The organism is Nostoc sp., from assembly GCF_036917355.1.
GTDB lineage: Bacteria > Cyanobacteriota > Cyanobacteriia > Cyanobacteriales > Nostocaceae > Nostoc.
In genome coordinates this window covers 1-17,916 of sequence record NZ_JBALDP010000059.1, presented here as the reverse complement: position 1 = coordinate 17,916, position 17,916 = coordinate 1, and the positions used below count along the sequence as shown (strand labels likewise).

Sequence of the window (17,916 nt, the reverse complement as noted above, 5' to 3'; positions counted from 1 at the left end):
CCGCCCATCCATGACCCCAGCCACCTCCCTGTTTACCCCTGTGGAAGCAGACCTGCGACTACTAGCAGATAACCTAAAACAGCTAGTTGGAAATCGCCACCCCATTCTGTTTGCAGCAGCCGAACATTTATTCGGAGCTGGGGGAAAGCGTATCAGACCAGCAATTGTCCTGCTAATATCGCGGGCAACAATGTTAGAACAAGATATCACACCGCGTCATCGCCGCCTTGCTGAGATTACAGAAATGATTCACACAGCAAGCTTGGTACATGACGATGTGGTAGATGAATCAGACGTGCGGCGAGGCGTTCCTACCGTTCACAGTTTGTTCGGGAACCGCATTGCCATCTTAGCAGGAGATTTTCTCTTTGCCCAATCGTCCTGGTATTTAGCAAACTTGGACAATTTAGAGGTAGTGAAACTCCTCTCAGAAGTCATTATGGATCTGGCTACTGGGGAGATTCAGCAGGGACTAAATCGTTTTGATGCTGGTATCTCTATTGAAACTTACATTGAGAAGAGTTACTACAAAACAGCTTCATTAATTGCCAATAGTTCTAAAGCTGCTGGATTACTTAGTGAAGTCTCGCGAGAAACTGTTGAGCATCTGTATAGCTACGGTCGTCATTTTGGTATAGCATTTCAAATTGTTGATGACATTTTAGATTTCACCAGTACAACAAATACCTTGGGTAAACCAGTGGGGTCGGATCTCAAAAGTGGTAATCTGACTGCACCCGTTTTATTTGCTCTAGCCCAAAAACCATCTTTGGAAGTGTTGATTGAACGAGAGTTTGCTCAAGAAGGAGATTTAGAGCAAGCACTAGCACTGATTCAAGATAGTCAAGGTATACAGCAGGCGCGAGAGTTAGCTGCTCACCATGCTAAGTTGGCAATTGAACATCTTGCAGTTCTCCCATTCTCAGAATCCCACCAGGCACTGATTAACATAGCTGAATACACACTGAGTCGCCTCTATTAAATCAGTTATCATTCTCAGGTAGAAAATGGGGATTTAGATGTAGGTGTGTTGTGGCTAACGTAACGCACCGAAAACCTGAAATTTTGTGTTGTGTTAACGCTTTAATGCACTAAAGCAATTTTATGTTTAATTCAATCCACTTATTTAACAGGTAGAAGTGGAGCTTTTTAGAGGTTCTTAGGGATTTCCAAAAAATAAATTACTACTACTCGTGGAGTGAATAGTGTTTGACTGAGCGCTCACTCTAAAGACTTGCTCGCTTTTGGTTACTGGGCACCTCATAATCAAGAATGGGATATTTTTTATGTGAAACTTCTTAAGTATAAAACTCTGCTTCACTAGGAAACTAAAATTTGAAAACGGAAAAATGTTCACTGATAACTATTTTTTAATCAATTTTAGGTTTCACCGAAAGTTGAGTCAGTCGCATGGTGTAACGAAAAGAAAAAATTTCTTTTTTTACTGATTTAGAAAACTTTTTTAAAGAAATTTGAGATTTAAAATTTTGGATGTGGGATTGTATCTAAAAAATCCCACATCCAAATTTTTTCTATGCAATATCAGGGGGTATCTGTTTTGGCGATCGCTGTTGTCGTAACTGTTTCTGCATAAGTTTTTCCAGTTCAGTTCGCCGAACTTCGACGGTATGAGTGGTCTTACCCGGCGTCTCCAAAAAAACGATACTATCTACGGGTTCTAATGCCACCATTTGGAACAAAATATGGGTGACAGGAGTAATTTTAGCTAGCATTTGAGGGTCAAGCCCAGCAGGGGAAATTAGAGAGACATCCTGTATGGTAGGGAAAGCGTAAATCACACGCTTTTCCAATCCTGGATTAGCACGATTGCTCAACGTAGTTAAAACCCAGCTTGATTCCGAATTTTGGAGAATATAGTACTGGGAGTAACGTAATTTTTGAGCGATCGCTCTAAGGGCAGGAGCAATTGCTGCAACAAGATGTGGTGTCATACCATCGCGGGGTGCATTGTCAATCAGCAATTGAATTTGTGCTTCTAAATCCATAATGACTTGTATACGACTCCTGGGTAATGGCAATAACATCTATCAAGTGTGAACAATCCCATCAGAATTGGGAATAATAAAATCAGCCATATCCTCAATATAGGATTGGCCTGCGTTTAGCTTATACGTAAAACCAAACTAGCCAAAACCCACAGTCGTACAGGTTGTATTTAAGTAAGTTAGGTCTTTTGAAAACCGAGACTATGAATTCAGCCGCAACCGTAACTATTCCATCTGCAACTATTCTGGGAGAAAATTCTACAGGCGTGGAGGCGATCTTTCAACTCCTGTCCAAGGAGTTTCAGCAGTCAACTAAAGCTTCGGAACAGAATTGCCACGATGTAGCAAGACGTATCACCACCGAAGTCTACCGGATTTGTCATGAGAGTAAACGTATCCAAGCTTCTGGATCTGTAGAAAGCTCGGCGATGACCTTGGCTCGGCATCGGCTGCAACAGTGTCTCAGGTACTATCAGTTAGGTTCAAATCGGGGCAGGGTCGAATTACACAGTACTCTGAGTGCAATTATTTATCGATATATTAATCCGCCTCAGAAGCAATTGAGTTATCAAGGGCGACTGACTATAATTGAAGATTTCTTACAGAGTTTTTATCTGGAGGCGTTGAACGCTTTCCGGCGAGAAAATCAACTCGGTGCTACTTATCGCCCTCAGACACTCTTGGAATTGTCCGAGTATATGGCATTTACCGAGCGCTACGGCAAGCGACGCATTCCCTTACCAGGCCGTCAGCAACAGCTAATTATCCTGCGGGCGCAAACTTTTTCCCAACAGCAGCCTCCAGAAACCAGCGTAGATATAGAACAAGCCGCAGAAGGTAGCAATAATGAAGGTGACGGTTCTTGGGAAGAACCAGCAATTCACCAATTGCGCTCCACAATGGCAACGCAAGCCGAACCCGAACCCGAAGAAGACACCTTACGTTCCGTTGTGGTTACGGAATTAATGAATTATCTCGAACAACGACAACAATCTGATTGCGCTGATTACTTTTCTCTTCGCCTCCAGGATTTATCAGCACAGGAAATTGAATCGGTTTTAGGTTTAACCCCTCGTCAGAGAGATTATTTGCAGCAGCGCTTTAAGTATCATTTGATTCGATTCGCACTGTTGCACCGTTGGGAATTAGTTCACGAGTGGCTAGAAGCTTCTCTGCACACAAATTTGGGTTTAACTCCTCAGCAATGGCAAGTATACACAGCACAGCTGGACAATAAGCAACGATCTTTATTAGAGTTGAAGCAACAAGGACAAGCTGATGAAAAAATAGCAAAAACTTTAGGGCTGTCAATGGCACAACTTCAAAAACGATGGTTTAAAATTCTTGAGCAAGCTTGGGAAATTCGTAACTCATTAGTTTCCGGATCGGGTGCATCTACTCATGAATAGTGACTCAGAATCCTTACAACACCGGTGTCTCGATTGGTTATTGACAGATGATGTCAAAAATAACGAGCAATCGGTAGAATGTGAGGAAAATGACGGGGTAAAAAACCTCCTCAAGGAAGCCACTGCTTCAAAAAGCAGCGAGCCAAAATTGAGAGGAACGCCCCAGACCTTTCAACTGGGAGAAATTCCTACTGTGCAAGATCGTTTTCAAGCTGTCCTTAAGAATCGGTTACAAATACAAGCCCAAGAGCACCCACCGTTGTTTCCCTGGGAAACACAATTAATCGAATATCCTGATTTTGTTGATGAGCCGTCAATGACACTCGTTCCTAGCTGGGGATGGATGGTACAACAGTCGAAGTTGACCTTGCCGACTCGCTTACCGGAAAGAGTTTTCCAGCAATTGCTAGAACAATGTCAGGCTTTAGTGACATCTTCAGTGCCGTTGGGGGCAAAATTAGTTCAAGTAGTGGAGAACTTTTTTCCCAATGAGTCTCAAGCACTAAATGATATAGCTGGATTGGTGCTAAGAAGCACCTACCGGTCTGCAAGTACTTTGGAGACAATGCCCGCTATTCAGAGCGATTACTCAGATTTACAACCGCGTCAACAGATGGCCTTGTCGTTGCTAGCAGCTAAACAACTGCTAGAAAATCTGACTCTACCAGTTTCAGCAACCAGCCCGGTAGTAGAAAGACAATGGCTAACCAGTGTTGGTGCTTTGAACATCAGAGTAGAATACCAGTCTCTAGGTAAACTTACGAAGTTGCTTGTTCAAGCTGAGTTACCTGTTAAAGGAACTTTGACGCTACGAGGAAGTGGCACTTTAGCAATGACAACATCTTCGACTTCGGGATACTTAAATGTAGAGTTAGGCTGCGAGCAACTTAACCCAACTTATACCCTGGAAGTTGAATTTCCAGAAATAGACGAACAGTCGTTGCTGTTTGTGATTAATCCCACGATTTAGGTTAAATTTCCACCGCTAGCACACTATCTCAATCAACGCCGATATATATTAAGAGGATTTTCCTGGTTTTGAAGCTTATCCTATTTTTCAATAAACGGTCATTAGGGTGTCTACGAGAAGCAGTTATTACAAAGACACAGGGACACGGGAATATGGGGACATGGAGATATTGAGAATTTGATTATTTCTCGATTCGCTGCGTTACCCATTTCTCGTGTATTTCCATCTCTACCCCTTAGATATCAATCATTTTTTTAACACAGTGCTAGGGTAGCAAATTACGTCCCCTGCATTGTGTTTGTTGCATCTACATCATTGCTTCTACTAGACTCAAATGTTTAACTTATCCAGGATGAATCGGTTTTGGCGTATCCCTGTAGGTAATTTCTGGCGGCAAAATCCGCAGGGGTCGCCTTTGATTGAAGTGGAAGATTCGATTTTATTGCGGGTGCTGGTGCTAGCGTTGGTTATTTTGGGAATTGTGGCGACGGATATTGCCGCTGAGACTTCATTCAGTTTTTGGGCGTTACCCATGAGTGTTGTGGGTGCAATTTGGAGTTATTATCGTCGCCGCGATCGCAATATCGCAATTAAATTCTGTATCGCCATCGGCATGTTAGTAGCACTGGGTGCTTTCTTTGGGCGATTAGTCGGAGAGTTGAATGATACGCGGTTGGGTTTGGCAGAGTTATTAATTCAACTCCAGGTGCTGCATAGTTTTGATACACCACGCCGGAAAAATTTGGGCTATTCGATTGTGATCGGACTGATTTTATTAGGTGTAGCAGCAACCCTAAGTCAGACTTTAGCATTTGCACCTGTGTTGCTGTTATTTTTAGCGATCGCTCTGCCAACTTTAGTACTAGATTACCGCTCGCGCTTGGGTTTGCAGCCATTAAAAACTCAAAAGGAAAAATTCAATCAGAAGAATTCCTCAAGTCTTAATTTTAAATTTTTAATTTTAACTTTTTTAATAATTGTCGGTCTGGGGCTGGCAATTTTTGCTGTTTTACCCAGATTTCCGGGTTATCAATTACGAAATTTTCCTGTAAGTTCTGCTATTCAAGTAAAAAATAATTTCACAGGTCGTAGTATCATTAATCCCGGTTATGTCCGCCAAGGTAAAGGTGAGAATCAAGGCAGTGGTAGCGGTGGTACGGGACAAAATAAAACTGGTCAACCAGGTAAAGTAGATAATAATTTTTATTACGGTTTTAATAGCCAAATGAATCAAAACCTGCGGGGCGAGATGAAACCCAAGGTTGTCATGCGGGTGCGATCGCAAGCTGAGGGTTTTTGGCGAGTATTAGCATTCGATCGCTATACAGGTAAGGGATGGGAAGTTTCTCGCAATGAAAATGTTACGACTGTTAGGCGAGCGCCTTGGTCTTACCAAATTTTTCTTTCCCCATCTGTTCTTACTGGTAAAACCCAAGAGGTAGTACAAACTTATACAGTGGTGTCGGATTTGCCTAACCTGATTCCGGCGATGACTTATCCCAAGGAAGTTTACTTTCCAGCACCAGTGATTGCTGTTGATAAAGAAGACGGATTGCGATCGCCTGTAGAATTATCAGAAGGCTTTACTTACACAGTAATTTCCGAAGTACCATACCGCGATCGCACTAAATTAGGTGAAGCTTCTACTAAATATCCAGAACAAATTAAAAAGCATTATCTCCAAATTCCTCCCGAAATTGCCGAAAAAGTCCGGCAACGTACCGAAGAAATCCTCGCTAACTATAATCAAGAAAAAGTCGCAAAGTCTGCTAAAAGCCTGGATTCACCCTACGAAAAGGCTCTCTATTTAGCTCAATATTTAAAGCAACGCTACTCTGTTCCTAAAAATCCCTTAGAACTACCTTATTTGAGTGAAAAAGAAGACTTGGTAGAAACTTTTTTGTTTAAGCAAAAAGGAGGCTATCCAGACCACTTTTCAACAGTTCTCACGGTGATGTTGCGTTCCATTGGCATCCCAGCGCGGTTGGTAGCAGGGTTTAGTGCGGGAGAGTTTAATCCATTTACAGGGCTATATGTTGTCCGTAATACTGACGCTTATGCGATGACGGAAGTGTATTTTCCGAAATATGGTTGGTTTGCTTTTGACCCTATTCCCAATCATCCTCTGATACCACCTTCAATTGAAGACACTCAGACTTTTAGTGTGTTGCGCCAATTGTGGCATTGGGTTGCTGGCTGGCTACCTTCTCCGCTGACAGGTTTGTTGAATAATGTATTTGAGACAATATTTAAGTGGGTGATTAGAGCGATCGCTTGGTTTTTAGCTTTATTTTCCCAAGGTTGGTTCGGTGTGTTGACTGGCTTAATCTTGTCAACTACAGCAGCTTTCTTCGCTTGGCTGAGTTGGGGTCAGTGGCGAGAGTGGCGCAACCGCCGATGGTTAAAGAAATTGCCAGCAATGGAAAGCCTTTATCAACAAATGCTGCAATGGACAACCCAAAAAGGTTTAGGCAAACATCCAGCACAAACACCTTTAGAGTATGCCAGAGTCTCATACCAGCATCATGCTCTAGCAACTGCTGAGGTAATAGATGAAATTTGTCAAGCCTATGTTGGTTGGCGTTATGGCGGTCATACGCCTAACTTGCAGCAACTACGACAAAGATGGCAAGGTTTGAAAAAAGCTGCTAAGTAACTCATCAATAAGTCCTGTACAAAGGTTATCCATTTGGCAAGCTTTTTGATAAATTGCGACGAATAGCACTTTTCACAATTCCTGAAATATAAATTGCTCCTTCAGAGCGTCTGATTGGCTCGTGGTTCTCATTCTCCGATACTAAAACTACTTCTCCTTTTTCCCTGCTATAACGTTTAACTAAAGTCTCATCATCCACAGAAACTATAACAATCTCTTGCTCCTTAGGCTTTTGATATAGAGGATTAATCAATTCAACAATTAACCAATCACCAGGATATATACCAATACCTATCATTGAGTCTCCCATTACAGGTAAGATGACCGTTTTATTTGATTCATTGATCAGTTCCTCACAGAGATCAATTTCTTCATAATCGATGTTCATTGAATCCCCTCCAACACTGGATGTGCTGTGTGTGCCTGCTGATACTGCATAGTCATACTTCCTGACTTTGCGAAACTCTGCCGAACGTAGAGCATCTATCAATTCTTTTCCTCTTATTCCCTTTTCCCAGAGGTACTCTATTACCACAATCAAGTCATTACTGATTGATGAAGGAACACCAATCTCTGCAAGTGGCTCCCCAAATTTATATTTACGACCTGAACCTTTTCTGGAACCGCCTCTAGACATAAGCAATCATCCTTTGTGCAAGTTTTCGCAATTTCTCATATTTCCCTAGTAAAAACCTTACTAATTGTGTTTGTCTTGCAAAACTTTTGCAGGGTGTTCTTGATTAGCTGAACTGCTAAATTGTAGATGAGCAATACCTAAGGCAAGTATGATATGCAACAATGCAATGAGAGCTTTTTCAGAGAAAATAACACTCAGCCCAGTGTTATAATTTGTTTCCTTACTCTGATTAGGATCGCTTTTCATAATATGCCTGTAATAAAATCTACAAATACAAAAATAGTACAAACGAACTAACTTTGCATAGTAGGTTTTGAAAAAAGTCTGTAAATCAAACTTCTATATTTCCATTTTTCTTGATATTTATAACTCTCAAAAAACTCCTACCCTAAGAAATTAAATTCATTAGATGAATTCTCTCAAGAGTTTTTTGTACAAGAGACTCTGGCCTTTCTGCGCTTTCTCAAGTACAAGCAAGAATCAGAAAAAAAGATGCACTTCCCCTACAGTTGCACTCTCGGATGAGGTCGCGTAATTTCTGACGAGCAATTACATCCAGTCCAATTGTGGGTTCGTCGAGGAATAGTACTTTAGGTGTATGGAGTAAACGGGCTGTGCAAGATGTCGTCTTTAGTATGCCTGCATGATAAAACCTATTTTGCTAAGTGTATACCTTCAAAAATCTAGCTATTGCTAGATGCTGAAATTCTCTCAAAAGCTATAATCTACATCTGTTGCACCGAGAGATTAACTTGTGGATGTCATATTAGAACGATCGCACGAATTAAAACAAGCCTTAGTTGATTTTATCCTTGATGCTGAAGGCGAACTAGCACAAGCACTGGAAACTTATGCCGCAGAACAGTTACGCCGTGGAAGTGGTGATAATACACAGCAGGACTTAACCATCGATAGCTTTTTGACAGCCGGGAAAGTCGGTGATAAGTCTCCATTAGAGTTGTTTATCGAAAGCCATCCAGATTTAGCAGAAAGCGATCGCAGCCTGATTAACAGTTGGCATCAAACTTTTATTGGCTTATTTGCCATTACTAATATTTTACCTGATGGCTTTGAACTGACGAACTGGTTGACAGATAAACGCTACATCGTCAAGCCAAATAATACTCAAATATTACAGGCAATATCTCGGTTAAAAGTCGGAGAAATCTTGCTAACTCGCATTTCTCCCGTTACCGATAGCTACTGGATGTTTTCTGGCCCCTACACAATAATGGGTAAATTAGGTAAGCCAAAACTTGCCGTAGCAATTGGTAATTTCAAAGAAAACTATAAAAGTAATCTTTACAGCGATGCTCCAGACTTGCTAGAAGAAGCTTGGCAGTCAGTAGAAAAATATCATCAGCAGTTTGTGGACTTTTTTGGTACTGATGAAATCACTCTATCTGGATACGAGCTTAATAAAAAAATAGCGGAATTTCAAGAAGTAATTACTGAGAAAACCTTTGCAGCCGCAGGAATTGATACTTCTAAATCTTTGGCTGAAGTGGCAGAAGCAGCTGGCATTGGCGACGAGGAAATAAAAGCCGCAGCACAAGAATTTGGTGCTGATTCCAACGTAGTCTCTGAAATGTTTAACAGCAAAAGCAGCAAGAGCAAAATGGTGATGCCAAAGGTTGATTTACCTGCTGAACTCAAGAAAGCAGAACAGGTAACGGCTCTTTCTCATCCCCGTTGGGGACAAATGTTTTTACCAACTTATAGTAAGGTACAAGCAATCTTATCGGCAGAGGACTGGCAAAGTGTTCAAGGAGCAGAAAAACTAGTTCGCTATTACCTCGAAGATAAAAGTATTAATGCTTTTGTCTGGCATCGATTAGCGCAACAGTATCCAACTCAATTAGAAAATGTGTTGCAAACATTTTTGCAACGTCCAGAGTTTAGGCTTGAAAGTGACTTGGATACACTTTTGCAAGAATTCCACAAACCTATTGAGCCAGAGTTGCCAGACATTGCCAGTGTACCTATACATTTGCATAACTTATTTCAGGAAGCTTTAGGAGAAGTTAACAAATCTAAGCCCAAGGGTAAGGGACAACAAAAGCCAGCCAAGGGTTTTCAACGAGGTTAGTAAATATATCCAATATATAATCCTACTTACTTAGGGTTATATGTTTTCCTTTTTTAAAGTAGTTTTTAGGAGTGTATAGCTAGCTGTGCGCTCCCACAGGATATTGTGTGAAATCACCATCGAAAACGAGACCGAAGCTAGCTAGTTATATTTAAAGATCGGTAGATAACAGGTGAACAATCTCATCTACAATTTCTTCTGGACTCTCAAGCTTGACTAGAAATCGATTAAAACCAGCATTCAAAGCCTTATAGCTTGAGACTTCCCGTGTATAAGAAGTGATAGCGATCGCCGGCAACTGTCTTAAAAATTGGCGAGAATGCACTCGAATTTGCTCAATTAACCAATTTCCATCATGTTCGGGCAACTTCATGTTGCACACCAAAATATCGGGATGAAGCGATTCAACTAAGGCAAGAGCTTCTTCTGCATCGGTTAAAGCCATTACCTCTGCACCAGCTGCTTCCAAAATGAAGATGAGCAAATCTGCAATATCTGGCTCATCCTCTACCAGTAAAATCAAGGTTCCCACAAGCGGCTGGAGCAAATTTAATTCAGTTTCTTGATTCATTTTTTGATCGGTTGCCATGCCGTCCCTTTATTGCCTGCTATAGTCTGCTATTTCTATTGCAATGTATGGAGCGAAATAAGTATTCACCCTAAATATAGAAACTTGGGGTGAAAAGCTCTAGAACAGGCTTCTAATTCTTTTTTGGTAACAGGTAATTAGAAAAAAGCCCTTACCCATGAATCATTACCGAGGTTCAGTCTGAGTTGAAACTGTTAATACTTGCGGTGGTGTCGCATCCGGTGGATAGAGAAAGTCTACTTCTACCAAAGAGCGATCGCCTGGTTTCATCTTTAATAAAGCTAACGGTTCTCCTGGTTGACCTCTCTTTTGCACTAAATGCACAAACTGAGTTTGTGGCTGATTTTGGTCATTTTTGTAACGTACTCGCACTGTGCCTCGGAAAAATACTTGAGGAGCGGGTGTACTCAGAAAGCGTAACCCTGGTTTGACTAACCGATCTTCTTTGAGTGGTGTTTGTATGGATACACTAACAGTTTGAGGACTTTGAGTATTGTTGTATAACGGCAACTTGAGATTATATTGAATTCCATAGTTGCCATGAGCGCGATATGCGGTGTCAGGATAGCGCACTAGCATAGGCGCACTTTGAATTTGACCAGTTCCTAATGTACCGCCATGCAGGGTACTCAAAGCGTATGAAAACACTTGACCAGGCTGAGGAATAGTTAGATATCTAGCTTTAGGTTTATCTACTAATAAAGCTCTCCATCGCGAACCACCAACCACTCCCGCAACACGCCCATAAATTCTTGGCTTGCCAGTTTCTTCTAAGGGAGTGGGAGTTTTATCTCGTGGCCCAGCTAGATCGCCATTATCTAGTAAATTCCGCCACTCTTCTAAAGTCGGCGTTCCCGCTTCGGGTTGCCGTAGGCTTCGCTCACTGCCATCAGGATTCAACCGTGCAAACATCGCTAGGCTAGCTGCATAGACAGTGCCATCACTTTGCAGTCGCATGAATGTAGACCGACCATTTAAGGGTGGTGTCAATCCTTGCACAGGAATTGGCAAATTGAGTAACATCCGACTTTGCTTTGATGGAATCTCAATTTGGACAGGAAAAATCTCTTGTCGCACTCCCCGAAGCACATCAGACATGACGCGATCGCCTGGCCCGGCAAAAATTTTACCTAAAAGGTTTTGGCTAAAGGATGGTAACTGAATAAATGGAGCATCCGGTTGACTCAAATAACTCGCCGCCTGCCAAATATTTACCTTCACTGTTTCCGAACTAGGGTTATGCAAAATTATCCCTAAATAGAGTGTTCGCAAATTCTCTGGTGGTTCAGCTTTCGCAACGTGATGGGCAAAAATATCAAATCGTCCCCGAAAAGGAAAATTCAGATGCGCTGTTGGCACTTTTTTTCCATCTGGTGGAAAGGTGGAAAGTAAAATCCCTTCTTTCAAAACCAATTCTGGACTATTGCTATTAAAGGTTGGCACTGTATCCAATTGACCTGGTAAAGGACGTACTTCTTGTGGTTGTACAACTTCTTCAGGTGGTAGCGTAGCAGGAGTTGATTGGGCTATCGGGAAAATTAGTAACAATGGCAACATATACTTAGATATTTCTTTCAACATACAGACATTAACAGTTCGATGAAAGTGCCAGTTTGTTAATAATTAATACGAAATCGGCAATAATCTCCATCAAATTTTCTTGATTGAGAACCGGAACATGGACAAAAATACAACGTGCTGTGAGTTTATTTTGGCTTAAGTAGTCCAACACTGAATAGTAAAGACCTTCACAGACAAATTTCCCGCAGTCGTGGCTAATCTGAATTTTTGCTGCTCCCACCACTAATTTTTCTAAATCAACTTCTGTCTGCAAAATACTTTCTCCACAGCTAGCAACTGCTTCCACACTTAATTGTGTACGGCTTGCAGCCATGCCACAACAGATGATGTAATCAGGTTGGATTGCCTTGATTTTTTCCATTACCTGAGTACTGGCAAGTTGCACATCTACGGGTAACTGGCGTAAAAAAGTTAAGTCATATGGTATCAACTCAAGTTTGGTAACTTCAAGTAATAAATCATCAGAAGAATTTGACTGTTGATCTTTTAGCCAAGTGTCAAAAGAAGTTAATAGAATTCTTTTCTTCATAACAAATATTATTTAGAATAGAAAAACCCTCCATAATAAATTTACAAGGAGCAGGTAAATGCCAGTAATTGCGGTCGTAGATTATGAGATGGGAAATTTGCACTCAGTTTGTAAAGGCTTGGAAAAAGCTGGGGCAACTCCTAATGTTACTTATTCTCCAAAGGAATTAGAGCAGGCAGATGCTATAGTCCTACCGGGAGTGGGAGCATTTGATCCAGCAGTGCAACACCTGCGATCGCGTGGTTTAGAACAACCTATTAAAGAAGCGATCGCATCTGGTAAACCTTTTTTGGGAATTTGTTTAGGATTGCAAATTCTCTTTGAATCAAGTGCAGAAGGTACTCAACCAGGACTAGGAATTATTAAAGGAAAAGTGCGGCGGTTTCGTCCCGAACCTGACATCACTATTCCTCACATGGGGTGGAATCAACTAGAAATCACTCAACCAAAAAGTATTTTGTGGGAGCATTTACCGTCCGATCCTTGGGTATATTTTGTCCATTCCTACTATGTTGACCCAATAGATCCGCTAATCCGTGCAGCAACTATTACTCACGGTACTCAAACCGTTACAGCTGCGATCGCCCATGAAAACCTGATGGCAGTACAATTTCATCCTGAAAAATCCTCTAATATCGGATTGCAAATCCTGTCTAATTTCGTTGCTCAAGTCCGCGAAAAAATTCCTGCCTAATATTCTTTTTGTCATTTGTTCTTTGTCTTTTGTCTAAAACTAATGACCAATGACCAATGACTAATGACCAATGACTAATAACCAATGAGCTTGAGAATTTACGGTAATCGCCAGCTAAAAACTTTACCAGGAAAAGAAACTAGACCCACTAGTGCGCGAGTAAGAGAGGCAGTCTTTAATATTTGGCAGGGAGAAATTGCAGGTTGTCGCTGGCTAGATTTGTGCGCCGGTACTGGTTCAATGGGCGCAGAGGCTTTGTGTAGAGGAGCCAGCCTAGTAGTGGGAATTGAACAATCGAGCCGAGCCTGTACCACCATCCAACAAAATTGGCAGCAGTTAACTAATGCCGACCAGGAATTTCGGGTATTGCGGGGAGATATTACCCAGCAGTTAAAGACTTTATCAGGTAAGCAGTTTGATAGAATCTACTTCGATCCACCTTATGCCAGTGGATTGTACCAGCCAGTATTAGAAGCGATCGCTCACCATCAACTTTTAGATCCTAGCGGCGAAATCGCAGTTGAACACGCCTCACAAGGTTGGACACCGCCAGAGATTCCCGCTTGGGAAATTTGCCGCCAGAAAGTTTACGGCAACACATCACTTACTTTCTACAAAAATGTGGAATGAGAGGAGAGGGAGAATATCAGAGAGCAAGGGGAGATGAGGCAGCAGAGGAAGCAAGTAAACAATTATTATTCCCCCTCATCTTCCTCATCCTCATCATCTCCCCCACTCAAAACTCAGCACTCAAAACTCAGCACTCCCTCATCCCCCCAGCTGATTGGGGCGCTTGTATTGCTTATATGCAGCGTAAAAAAGTCCGGCGAGAGTGACGAAAACTAGACCAAGGACAATACCTGATAGCAGGGGTTCAACCACTGTAAATCTCCTCTTTGTAATTATTAAATATTCGTTGCCTGTTTTTGATTTTACCAAATTTCGTATGAATCCTGCGCCCTACAGCCTTTTGGAGGGCGACTGTCCACAAAAAAATAGTCTTCTGTGCTTGCAGACACAATCAAGAACTTTTAAGCTATGTGTAGGAAATGAAAACTTTTTAGCACACCTAGACTTTCACAGCAAACCTTTTGGATAACCAGATTACCAAACCTGAAATTTTGATTCAGCGGATCGTTTTATTGACGCTGGCTATACTGCTAGCAGTCCCTTTGGGCTTTTTTGGTGTTCAGTTGGTTCAAGCCTCCGATCCATACGTCAAGAGCGTTCTATCCCTAACAGGAAACCCAGTTCAAGGACACGCGATCTTCCAAATTAACTGTGCTGGTTGTCATGGCTTGGAAGCAGACGGGCGAGTGGGGCCCAGTTTGCAAGCTGTTTCAAAGCACAAGTCTCGGTATGGGCTGATTCACCAAGTGATCAGTGGCGAAACACCACCAATGCCAAAATTCCAACCTAGTGCTCAAGAAATGGCGGATCTTTTGAACTATTTAGAGTCGTTGTAGACCTAAGAATTTTTGGTTGTACGATACATAAATACCCTGATGTGAAAAGGCAGCATAGTAAGTGTGCCTTTTTTTTTAACCTCCGAGATTTAAAGAGACCCCTAGATGCTCGATAGCGTTCGCGCAGTGTCTCATAGAGACGCTTTAGCAATGTAGGAGCCACATCATGTTTGAAGAAAATTCCAAACGCTTAGGTGCGAGATGCTGCACGTAGTTTGCTTCCTCGTAAGGGTATGCGGACTTACTAACTTCCTTGGCGTCTCCCCTTATATACCAAACGCTCTTTTGAGGTTGCGAGAAAAACCGCGACACTAATACCACTGTGCCTCTATGCATAATACATAATAATAGAAACCTCAAAACAGCCAAACTCCGTCTGATAAACTTCATCTTCTAAAGTCGTAGTGGCGAGAACTACTTTTGTCTTTATCTTCACATCTGCTAGTATTTGCGTAGAATCTTTGATAAAAACTCATATAAACTGTATATTTTTAAGTAGGTTAGCAAATAACTATTTAATTATTGTGAAAGTGAGGTTAGCATACCTAACTCGGCAGGTTAAGGCAAAAGCTCTTAGTAAATGGGCTACGGTATAGCTTCTTTAACAGACTAAATATTCTTGAGATGCCCGAAAGCTAATGACTGAAACGATCCAAATCGGTAATCGTACAATCACAGCTAGTGAACTGATTTCCTTACTGGCAAGTTACCAAATGCTGCCACAGTTGCAGCGAGAATTGATCATTGATGAGGCAATAGAGCAAAACTCGCGCTCCGCCAAGATTGCAATAGAGTGTACGCCAGAGGAAGTAGCCCAAGCTAAACAGCAGTTTTACGCCGAAAAACAGTTCAAAAATGAAGAAGATATCCAGGCTTGGATGGCACATCAAGGGCTGAATCCAGATCAACTAGAAGTTATCACCACTCGTAAGCTGAAAATTGAAAAATTCAAGCAAGCCACTTGGGGCAATAAACTGGAATCTTACTTTTTTCAGTCCAAGGCAAAACTGGACAAAGTAATTTATTCACTACTACGAACCCAAGATGTGGGAATTGCCCAAGAACTATACTTCAGAATTCAGGCAAAAGAAAACTCTTTTGCTGATTTGGCGCGGGAATACTCACTCGGGCCGGAAGCCCAAACAGGTGGCTTAGTAGGCCCGATTGAACTGAATGCACTACATCCGATAATGGTACAAATGCTCTCTAGCAGTCAACCAGCTCAGATATTGCCCCCTACCCGTATCGCTGAATGGTTTGTGATTTTGCGTTTAGAAAAATTTATTCCAGCACAACTGGATGAATTTATGAAAATGCGCCTGTTGAATGAACTCTTTGAAAACTGGCTACAAGAACAGCAAAAGCAAATCATGTCTGCACCACAAACGGAGGGGGATACACGATCTGACTTTTCCCGTTAAGTCTCTTTTGCGAGCTGCCAACCCTCACAGAGGTCGTGCAATTTTAACCAGCCTCGCCACAGTACCTGGATACTAATAGGAGTTTTATGCCGATGTTCTAAGTAGCCTCCTAAACGAGCGATCGCTTGCACAGCACAACTAACTGTTAATGTCTAAGGTAGTTTGGGTGATTTAGCTTTTAAAATGCGAAGCTGAAGAGGATTGAGGATAACAATTGCATCGGTGGTTGGCTGAGTGCGGTGTAAATAAGTCAACTGCAACAATTCAACAGCAATTACACTTAAAAAACCAAGTAAAGTCTTGATCCCATCAGCAGCAAGTCTGTATTGTTCTACTTGAACCTGATTTTAAAACTTTGTGATATTTTTCTACTCGCCAATGGTAACAATACCAACGTAAAATCGTAGAGGCCATTTGGATATCTGCGACAACTTCCGTAGTGAGCAACATCCATTCCGCACCCGGAACTGTCACAAAAGAAATGGCAAGGAATTTTGGAGCTAGTTTTTGATTCAAGACTAAAACTGGAGGGATGGAGGCGTTGCAGAATAGAAATATGAATTAGAGCGATCGCTATGCAATGTCCTAAGTGTGCATCAATTCATACCCATAAGAACGGTAGGCAACGTAGTAAGCTTGCATTACATTTGTGTTCAATGTAAGGTAAGCGTCAATTTCTCGAATCTTATGAACCAAAAGGATATTCTGAAGATATTAAGCGTGAATGCCTAGAAATGTACGTTAATGGTTCTGGTTTTCGCGCAATTGAAAGGGTCAAAAAAGTACAGACGCTCGCGGACTCGCTAACGCTTCGCTATCATACTACGGTTATAAATTGGGTGAAAGAGGTAGCTAACATCCTACCAGAACAACCGAAAATAGAAGAGATACCAGAAGTAAGAGAAATAGATGAACTCGAAACTTCTGTGGGATCGAAAAAAACAAAGTTTGGTTGTGGACAGTCGTCAATCACAGTGTTCCAGGAGTTATAGCTTGGGTATTAGGAGACAGAAGTTCAGAAACATTTTAACTTTTGTGGCAGAGAATCAAGTGTTGGGAGTCTTATTTTTACGTCACAGATGGTTATAAAGTTTATCCATGTTTTGTTGATTCAGGCGATCGCCTTGTTAGTAATATATATATGACACGGGTAGAAGGAGAAAACAGTCGTTTTCGACATTATATTGCTAGGTTACATCAAAAAACATTTTGTTATTCTAAAACCGTAGAAATGCTGAAACTATCAATTAGATTAGTAATATATTATCTCAAGAATGGTTCTGTGCGGTTGCGGGCGCATAGCGCCCGCAACCTTGAGGCAATCGCATGATTCATATTTGGATTCAGCAACGCCGGGATGAAAAGTAAAAAATTAAGCCAGAGTGTGTTAAAAAATGAACCAGTAGAAAAATACTGCATAAAAAAGTAGAGCTACTGGAATTAGAGTAAGTAACTCAAAAAAGTTGATAAAAGGAAAGCTTGAGTAAAATGACAATCAAACTAATAAATAGTAGCGACGACAAGCACTAGGAAAGAATTGTAATATGCATAATCTTTCATCAGAGAGGTTTGATATTTGTGAAATACCATGTTCAATTTCGTCACATATGCCTGCGACTATGCCGCAGTGGTCAATATCTTGTACTCTTATATCTAATGGTGATGCTGTCATGCTTCTAAAATGCAGCATTTAGGTCATTTTTAAAAATACAGCATTTTACGAGCACACCTGCAGAATCTGGGTTGTGTAGCATTAGTAGCGCAATTCAAGATAAACAAAAAGCCCCAAGCTTTGAAAGGATGGGGCTTTTTGTATGAATTATGAGACCTGGCATCGAGCTATTTTTGCGTAGGGCAACCCCTAAACTA

General features: G+C 41.5%; 16 protein-coding genes and 2 pseudogenes. 10 read left to right on the top strand and 8 right to left on the bottom strand.

Annotated features, from left to right (window positions below):
* Nucleotides 1-10: 10 nt before the first annotated feature.
* Nucleotides 11-982, top strand: a complete 972-nt coding sequence (gene sds / locus V7K53_RS17080) for a solanesyl diphosphate synthase (RefSeq protein WP_335198673.1) — start codon at nucleotides 11-13, stop codon at nucleotides 980-982.
* A gap of 550 nt (nucleotides 983-1,532) precedes the next feature.
* Here the strand turns inward: sds and V7K53_RS17075 are convergent.
* Nucleotides 1,533-2,006, bottom strand: a complete 474-nt coding sequence (locus V7K53_RS17075) for a hypothetical protein (RefSeq protein WP_104910017.1) — start codon at nucleotides 2,004-2,006, stop codon at nucleotides 1,533-1,535.
* Between the two features lie 203 nt (nucleotides 2,007-2,209).
* Here V7K53_RS17075 and hetZ point away from each other — a divergent pair, with 203 nt between their 5' ends.
* The 3 genes from hetZ (at nucleotide 2,210) to V7K53_RS17060 (ending at nucleotide 7,041) form a co-directional block, all read left to right on the top strand.
* On the top strand, nucleotides 2,210-3,415 hold the full coding sequence (gene hetZ / locus V7K53_RS17070) for a heterocyst differentiation protein HetZ (RefSeq protein WP_335198672.1): 1,206 nt from the start codon (nucleotides 2,210-2,212) through the stop codon (nucleotides 3,413-3,415).
* Nucleotides 3,408-4,385 carry a PatU gene (locus V7K53_RS17065; protein ID WP_335198671.1) on the top strand — a complete coding sequence of 326 codons (978 nt, stop codon included), beginning with the start codon at nucleotides 3,408-3,410 and terminating at the stop codon, nucleotides 4,383-4,385. Before hetZ ends, V7K53_RS17065 begins: the two co-directional genes overlap by 8 nt.
* Nucleotides 4,386-4,737: 352 nt before the next feature.
* On the top strand, nucleotides 4,738-7,041 hold the full coding sequence (locus V7K53_RS17060) for a transglutaminase TgpA family protein (RefSeq protein ID WP_335198690.1): 2,304 nt from the start codon (nucleotides 4,738-4,740) through the stop codon (nucleotides 7,039-7,041).
* 25 nt (nucleotides 7,042-7,066) lie between these two features.
* On the opposite strand, the gene V7K53_RS17055 is transcribed toward V7K53_RS17060, so the two are convergent.
* Nucleotides 7,067-7,678: a LexA family protein gene (locus V7K53_RS17055; RefSeq protein WP_335198670.1), complete on the bottom strand. Its 612-nt coding sequence runs from the start codon at nucleotides 7,676-7,678 to the stop codon at nucleotides 7,067-7,069.
* A 60-nt stretch (nucleotides 7,679-7,738) separates the two neighbouring features.
* The gene (locus tag V7K53_RS17050; protein ID WP_094352500.1) at nucleotides 7,739-7,924 is read right to left on the bottom strand and encodes a hypothetical protein; all 186 of its coding nucleotides are present in this window, start codon (nucleotides 7,922-7,924) and stop codon (nucleotides 7,739-7,741) included.
* 508 nt (nucleotides 7,925-8,432) lie between these two features.
* On the opposite strand from V7K53_RS17050, the gene V7K53_RS17040 reads away from it, so the two are divergent.
* A complete protein-coding gene (locus tag V7K53_RS17040) occupies nucleotides 8,433-9,767 on the top strand; it encodes a hypothetical protein (protein WP_335198669.1) in 1,335 nt (444 codons plus the stop codon).
* Between the two features lie 151 nt (nucleotides 9,768-9,918).
* On the opposite strand, the gene V7K53_RS17035 is transcribed toward V7K53_RS17040, so the two are convergent.
* The 3 genes from V7K53_RS17035 to V7K53_RS17025 all read right to left on the bottom strand — a co-directional run bounded on the left by V7K53_RS17035 (nucleotide 9,919) and on the right by V7K53_RS17025 (nucleotide 12,466).
* Entirely contained in the window at nucleotides 9,919-10,356 is a 438-nt protein-coding gene (locus V7K53_RS17035; RefSeq protein ID WP_335198668.1) for a response regulator, read from the bottom strand.
* 165 nt (nucleotides 10,357-10,521) lie between these two features.
* The gene (locus V7K53_RS17030; RefSeq protein ID WP_335198667.1) at nucleotides 10,522-11,913 is read right to left on the bottom strand and encodes a DUF3370 domain-containing protein; all 1,392 of its coding nucleotides are present in this window, start codon (nucleotides 11,911-11,913) and stop codon (nucleotides 10,522-10,524) included.
* A gap of 31 nt (nucleotides 11,914-11,944) precedes the next feature.
* Complete coding sequence (locus tag V7K53_RS17025; RefSeq protein WP_335198666.1) at nucleotides 11,945-12,466, bottom strand: pyroglutamyl-peptidase I family protein; 522 nt, start codon at nucleotides 12,464-12,466, stop codon at nucleotides 11,945-11,947.
* A gap of 58 nt (nucleotides 12,467-12,524) precedes the next feature.
* Here V7K53_RS17025 and hisH point away from each other — a divergent pair, with 58 nt between their 5' ends.
* Nucleotides 12,525-13,160, top strand: coding sequence for an imidazole glycerol phosphate synthase subunit HisH (gene hisH, locus V7K53_RS17020; protein WP_322693612.1), 636 nt, complete (start codon nucleotides 12,525-12,527; stop codon nucleotides 13,158-13,160).
* Nucleotides 13,161-13,244: 84 nt separating this feature from the next.
* Nucleotides 13,245-13,790, top strand: a complete 546-nt coding sequence (gene rsmD, locus V7K53_RS17015; RefSeq protein ID WP_335198664.1) for a 16S rRNA (guanine(966)-N(2))-methyltransferase RsmD — start codon at nucleotides 13,245-13,247, stop codon at nucleotides 13,788-13,790.
* A gap of 138 nt (nucleotides 13,791-13,928) precedes the next feature.
* On the opposite strand, the gene petG is transcribed toward rsmD, so the two are convergent.
* Nucleotides 13,929-14,042, bottom strand: coding sequence for a cytochrome b6-f complex subunit V (petG, locus tag V7K53_RS17010; protein ID WP_063721252.1), 114 nt, complete (start codon nucleotides 14,040-14,042; stop codon nucleotides 13,929-13,931).
* A 209-nt stretch (nucleotides 14,043-14,251) separates the two neighbouring features.
* Between petG and V7K53_RS17005 the strand changes: the two genes are divergently transcribed.
* A complete protein-coding gene (locus V7K53_RS17005; protein WP_099100046.1) occupies nucleotides 14,252-14,626 on the top strand; it encodes a c-type cytochrome in 375 nt (124 codons plus the stop codon).
* Between the two features lie 638 nt (nucleotides 14,627-15,264).
* The gene (locus tag V7K53_RS17000; RefSeq protein WP_335198663.1) at nucleotides 15,265-16,047 is read left to right on the top strand and encodes a peptidylprolyl isomerase; all 783 of its coding nucleotides are present in this window, start codon (nucleotides 15,265-15,267) and stop codon (nucleotides 16,045-16,047) included.
* Here V7K53_RS17000 and V7K53_RS16995 read toward each other — a convergent pair.
* A pseudogene (locus V7K53_RS16995) lies at nucleotides 16,044-16,500 on the bottom strand (hypothetical protein); the annotation flags it as partial. The gene V7K53_RS17000 and the pseudogene V7K53_RS16995 sit on opposite strands and share 4 nt — an antisense overlap.
* A 122-nt stretch (nucleotides 16,501-16,622) precedes the next feature.
* On the opposite strand from V7K53_RS16995, the pseudogene V7K53_RS16990 reads away from it, so the two are divergent.
* Nucleotides 16,623-17,377, top strand: a pseudogene (locus V7K53_RS16990) (IS1 family transposase).
* Nucleotides 17,378-17,916 lie beyond the last annotated feature (539 nt).

Coding starts and splice junctions, on each gene's coding strand:
- sds (WP_335198673.1), top strand. CDS start 11: ATGACCCCAGCCACCTCCCTGTTTACCCCTGTGGAAGCAGACCTGCGA.
- V7K53_RS17075 (WP_104910017.1), bottom strand. CDS start 2,006: ATGGATTTAGAAGCACAAATTCAATTGCTGATTGACAATGCACCCCGC.
- hetZ (WP_335198672.1), top strand. CDS start 2,210: ATGAATTCAGCCGCAACCGTAACTATTCCATCTGCAACTATTCTGGGA.
- V7K53_RS17065 (WP_335198671.1), top strand. CDS start 3,408: ATGAATAGTGACTCAGAATCCTTACAACACCGGTGTCTCGATTGGTTA.
- V7K53_RS17060 (WP_335198690.1), top strand. CDS start 4,738: ATGAATCGGTTTTGGCGTATCCCTGTAGGTAATTTCTGGCGGCAAAAT.
- V7K53_RS17055 (WP_335198670.1), bottom strand. CDS start 7,678: ATGTCTAGAGGCGGTTCCAGAAAAGGTTCAGGTCGTAAATATAAATTT.
- V7K53_RS17050 (WP_094352500.1), bottom strand. CDS start 7,924: ATGAAAAGCGATCCTAATCAGAGTAAGGAAACAAATTATAACACTGGG.
- V7K53_RS17035 (WP_335198668.1), bottom strand. CDS start 10,356: ATGGCAACCGATCAAAAAATGAATCAAGAAACTGAATTAAATTTGCTC.
- V7K53_RS17030 (WP_335198667.1), bottom strand. CDS start 11,913: ATGTTGCCATTGTTACTAATTTTCCCGATAGCCCAATCAACTCCTGCT.
- V7K53_RS17025 (WP_335198666.1), bottom strand. CDS start 12,466: ATGAAGAAAAGAATTCTATTAACTTCTTTTGACACTTGGCTAAAAGAT.
- hisH (WP_322693612.1), top strand. CDS start 12,525: ATGCCAGTAATTGCGGTCGTAGATTATGAGATGGGAAATTTGCACTCA.
- rsmD (WP_335198664.1), top strand. CDS start 13,245: ATGAGCTTGAGAATTTACGGTAATCGCCAGCTAAAAACTTTACCAGGA.
- V7K53_RS17000 (WP_335198663.1), top strand. CDS start 15,265: ATGACTGAAACGATCCAAATCGGTAATCGTACAATCACAGCTAGTGAA.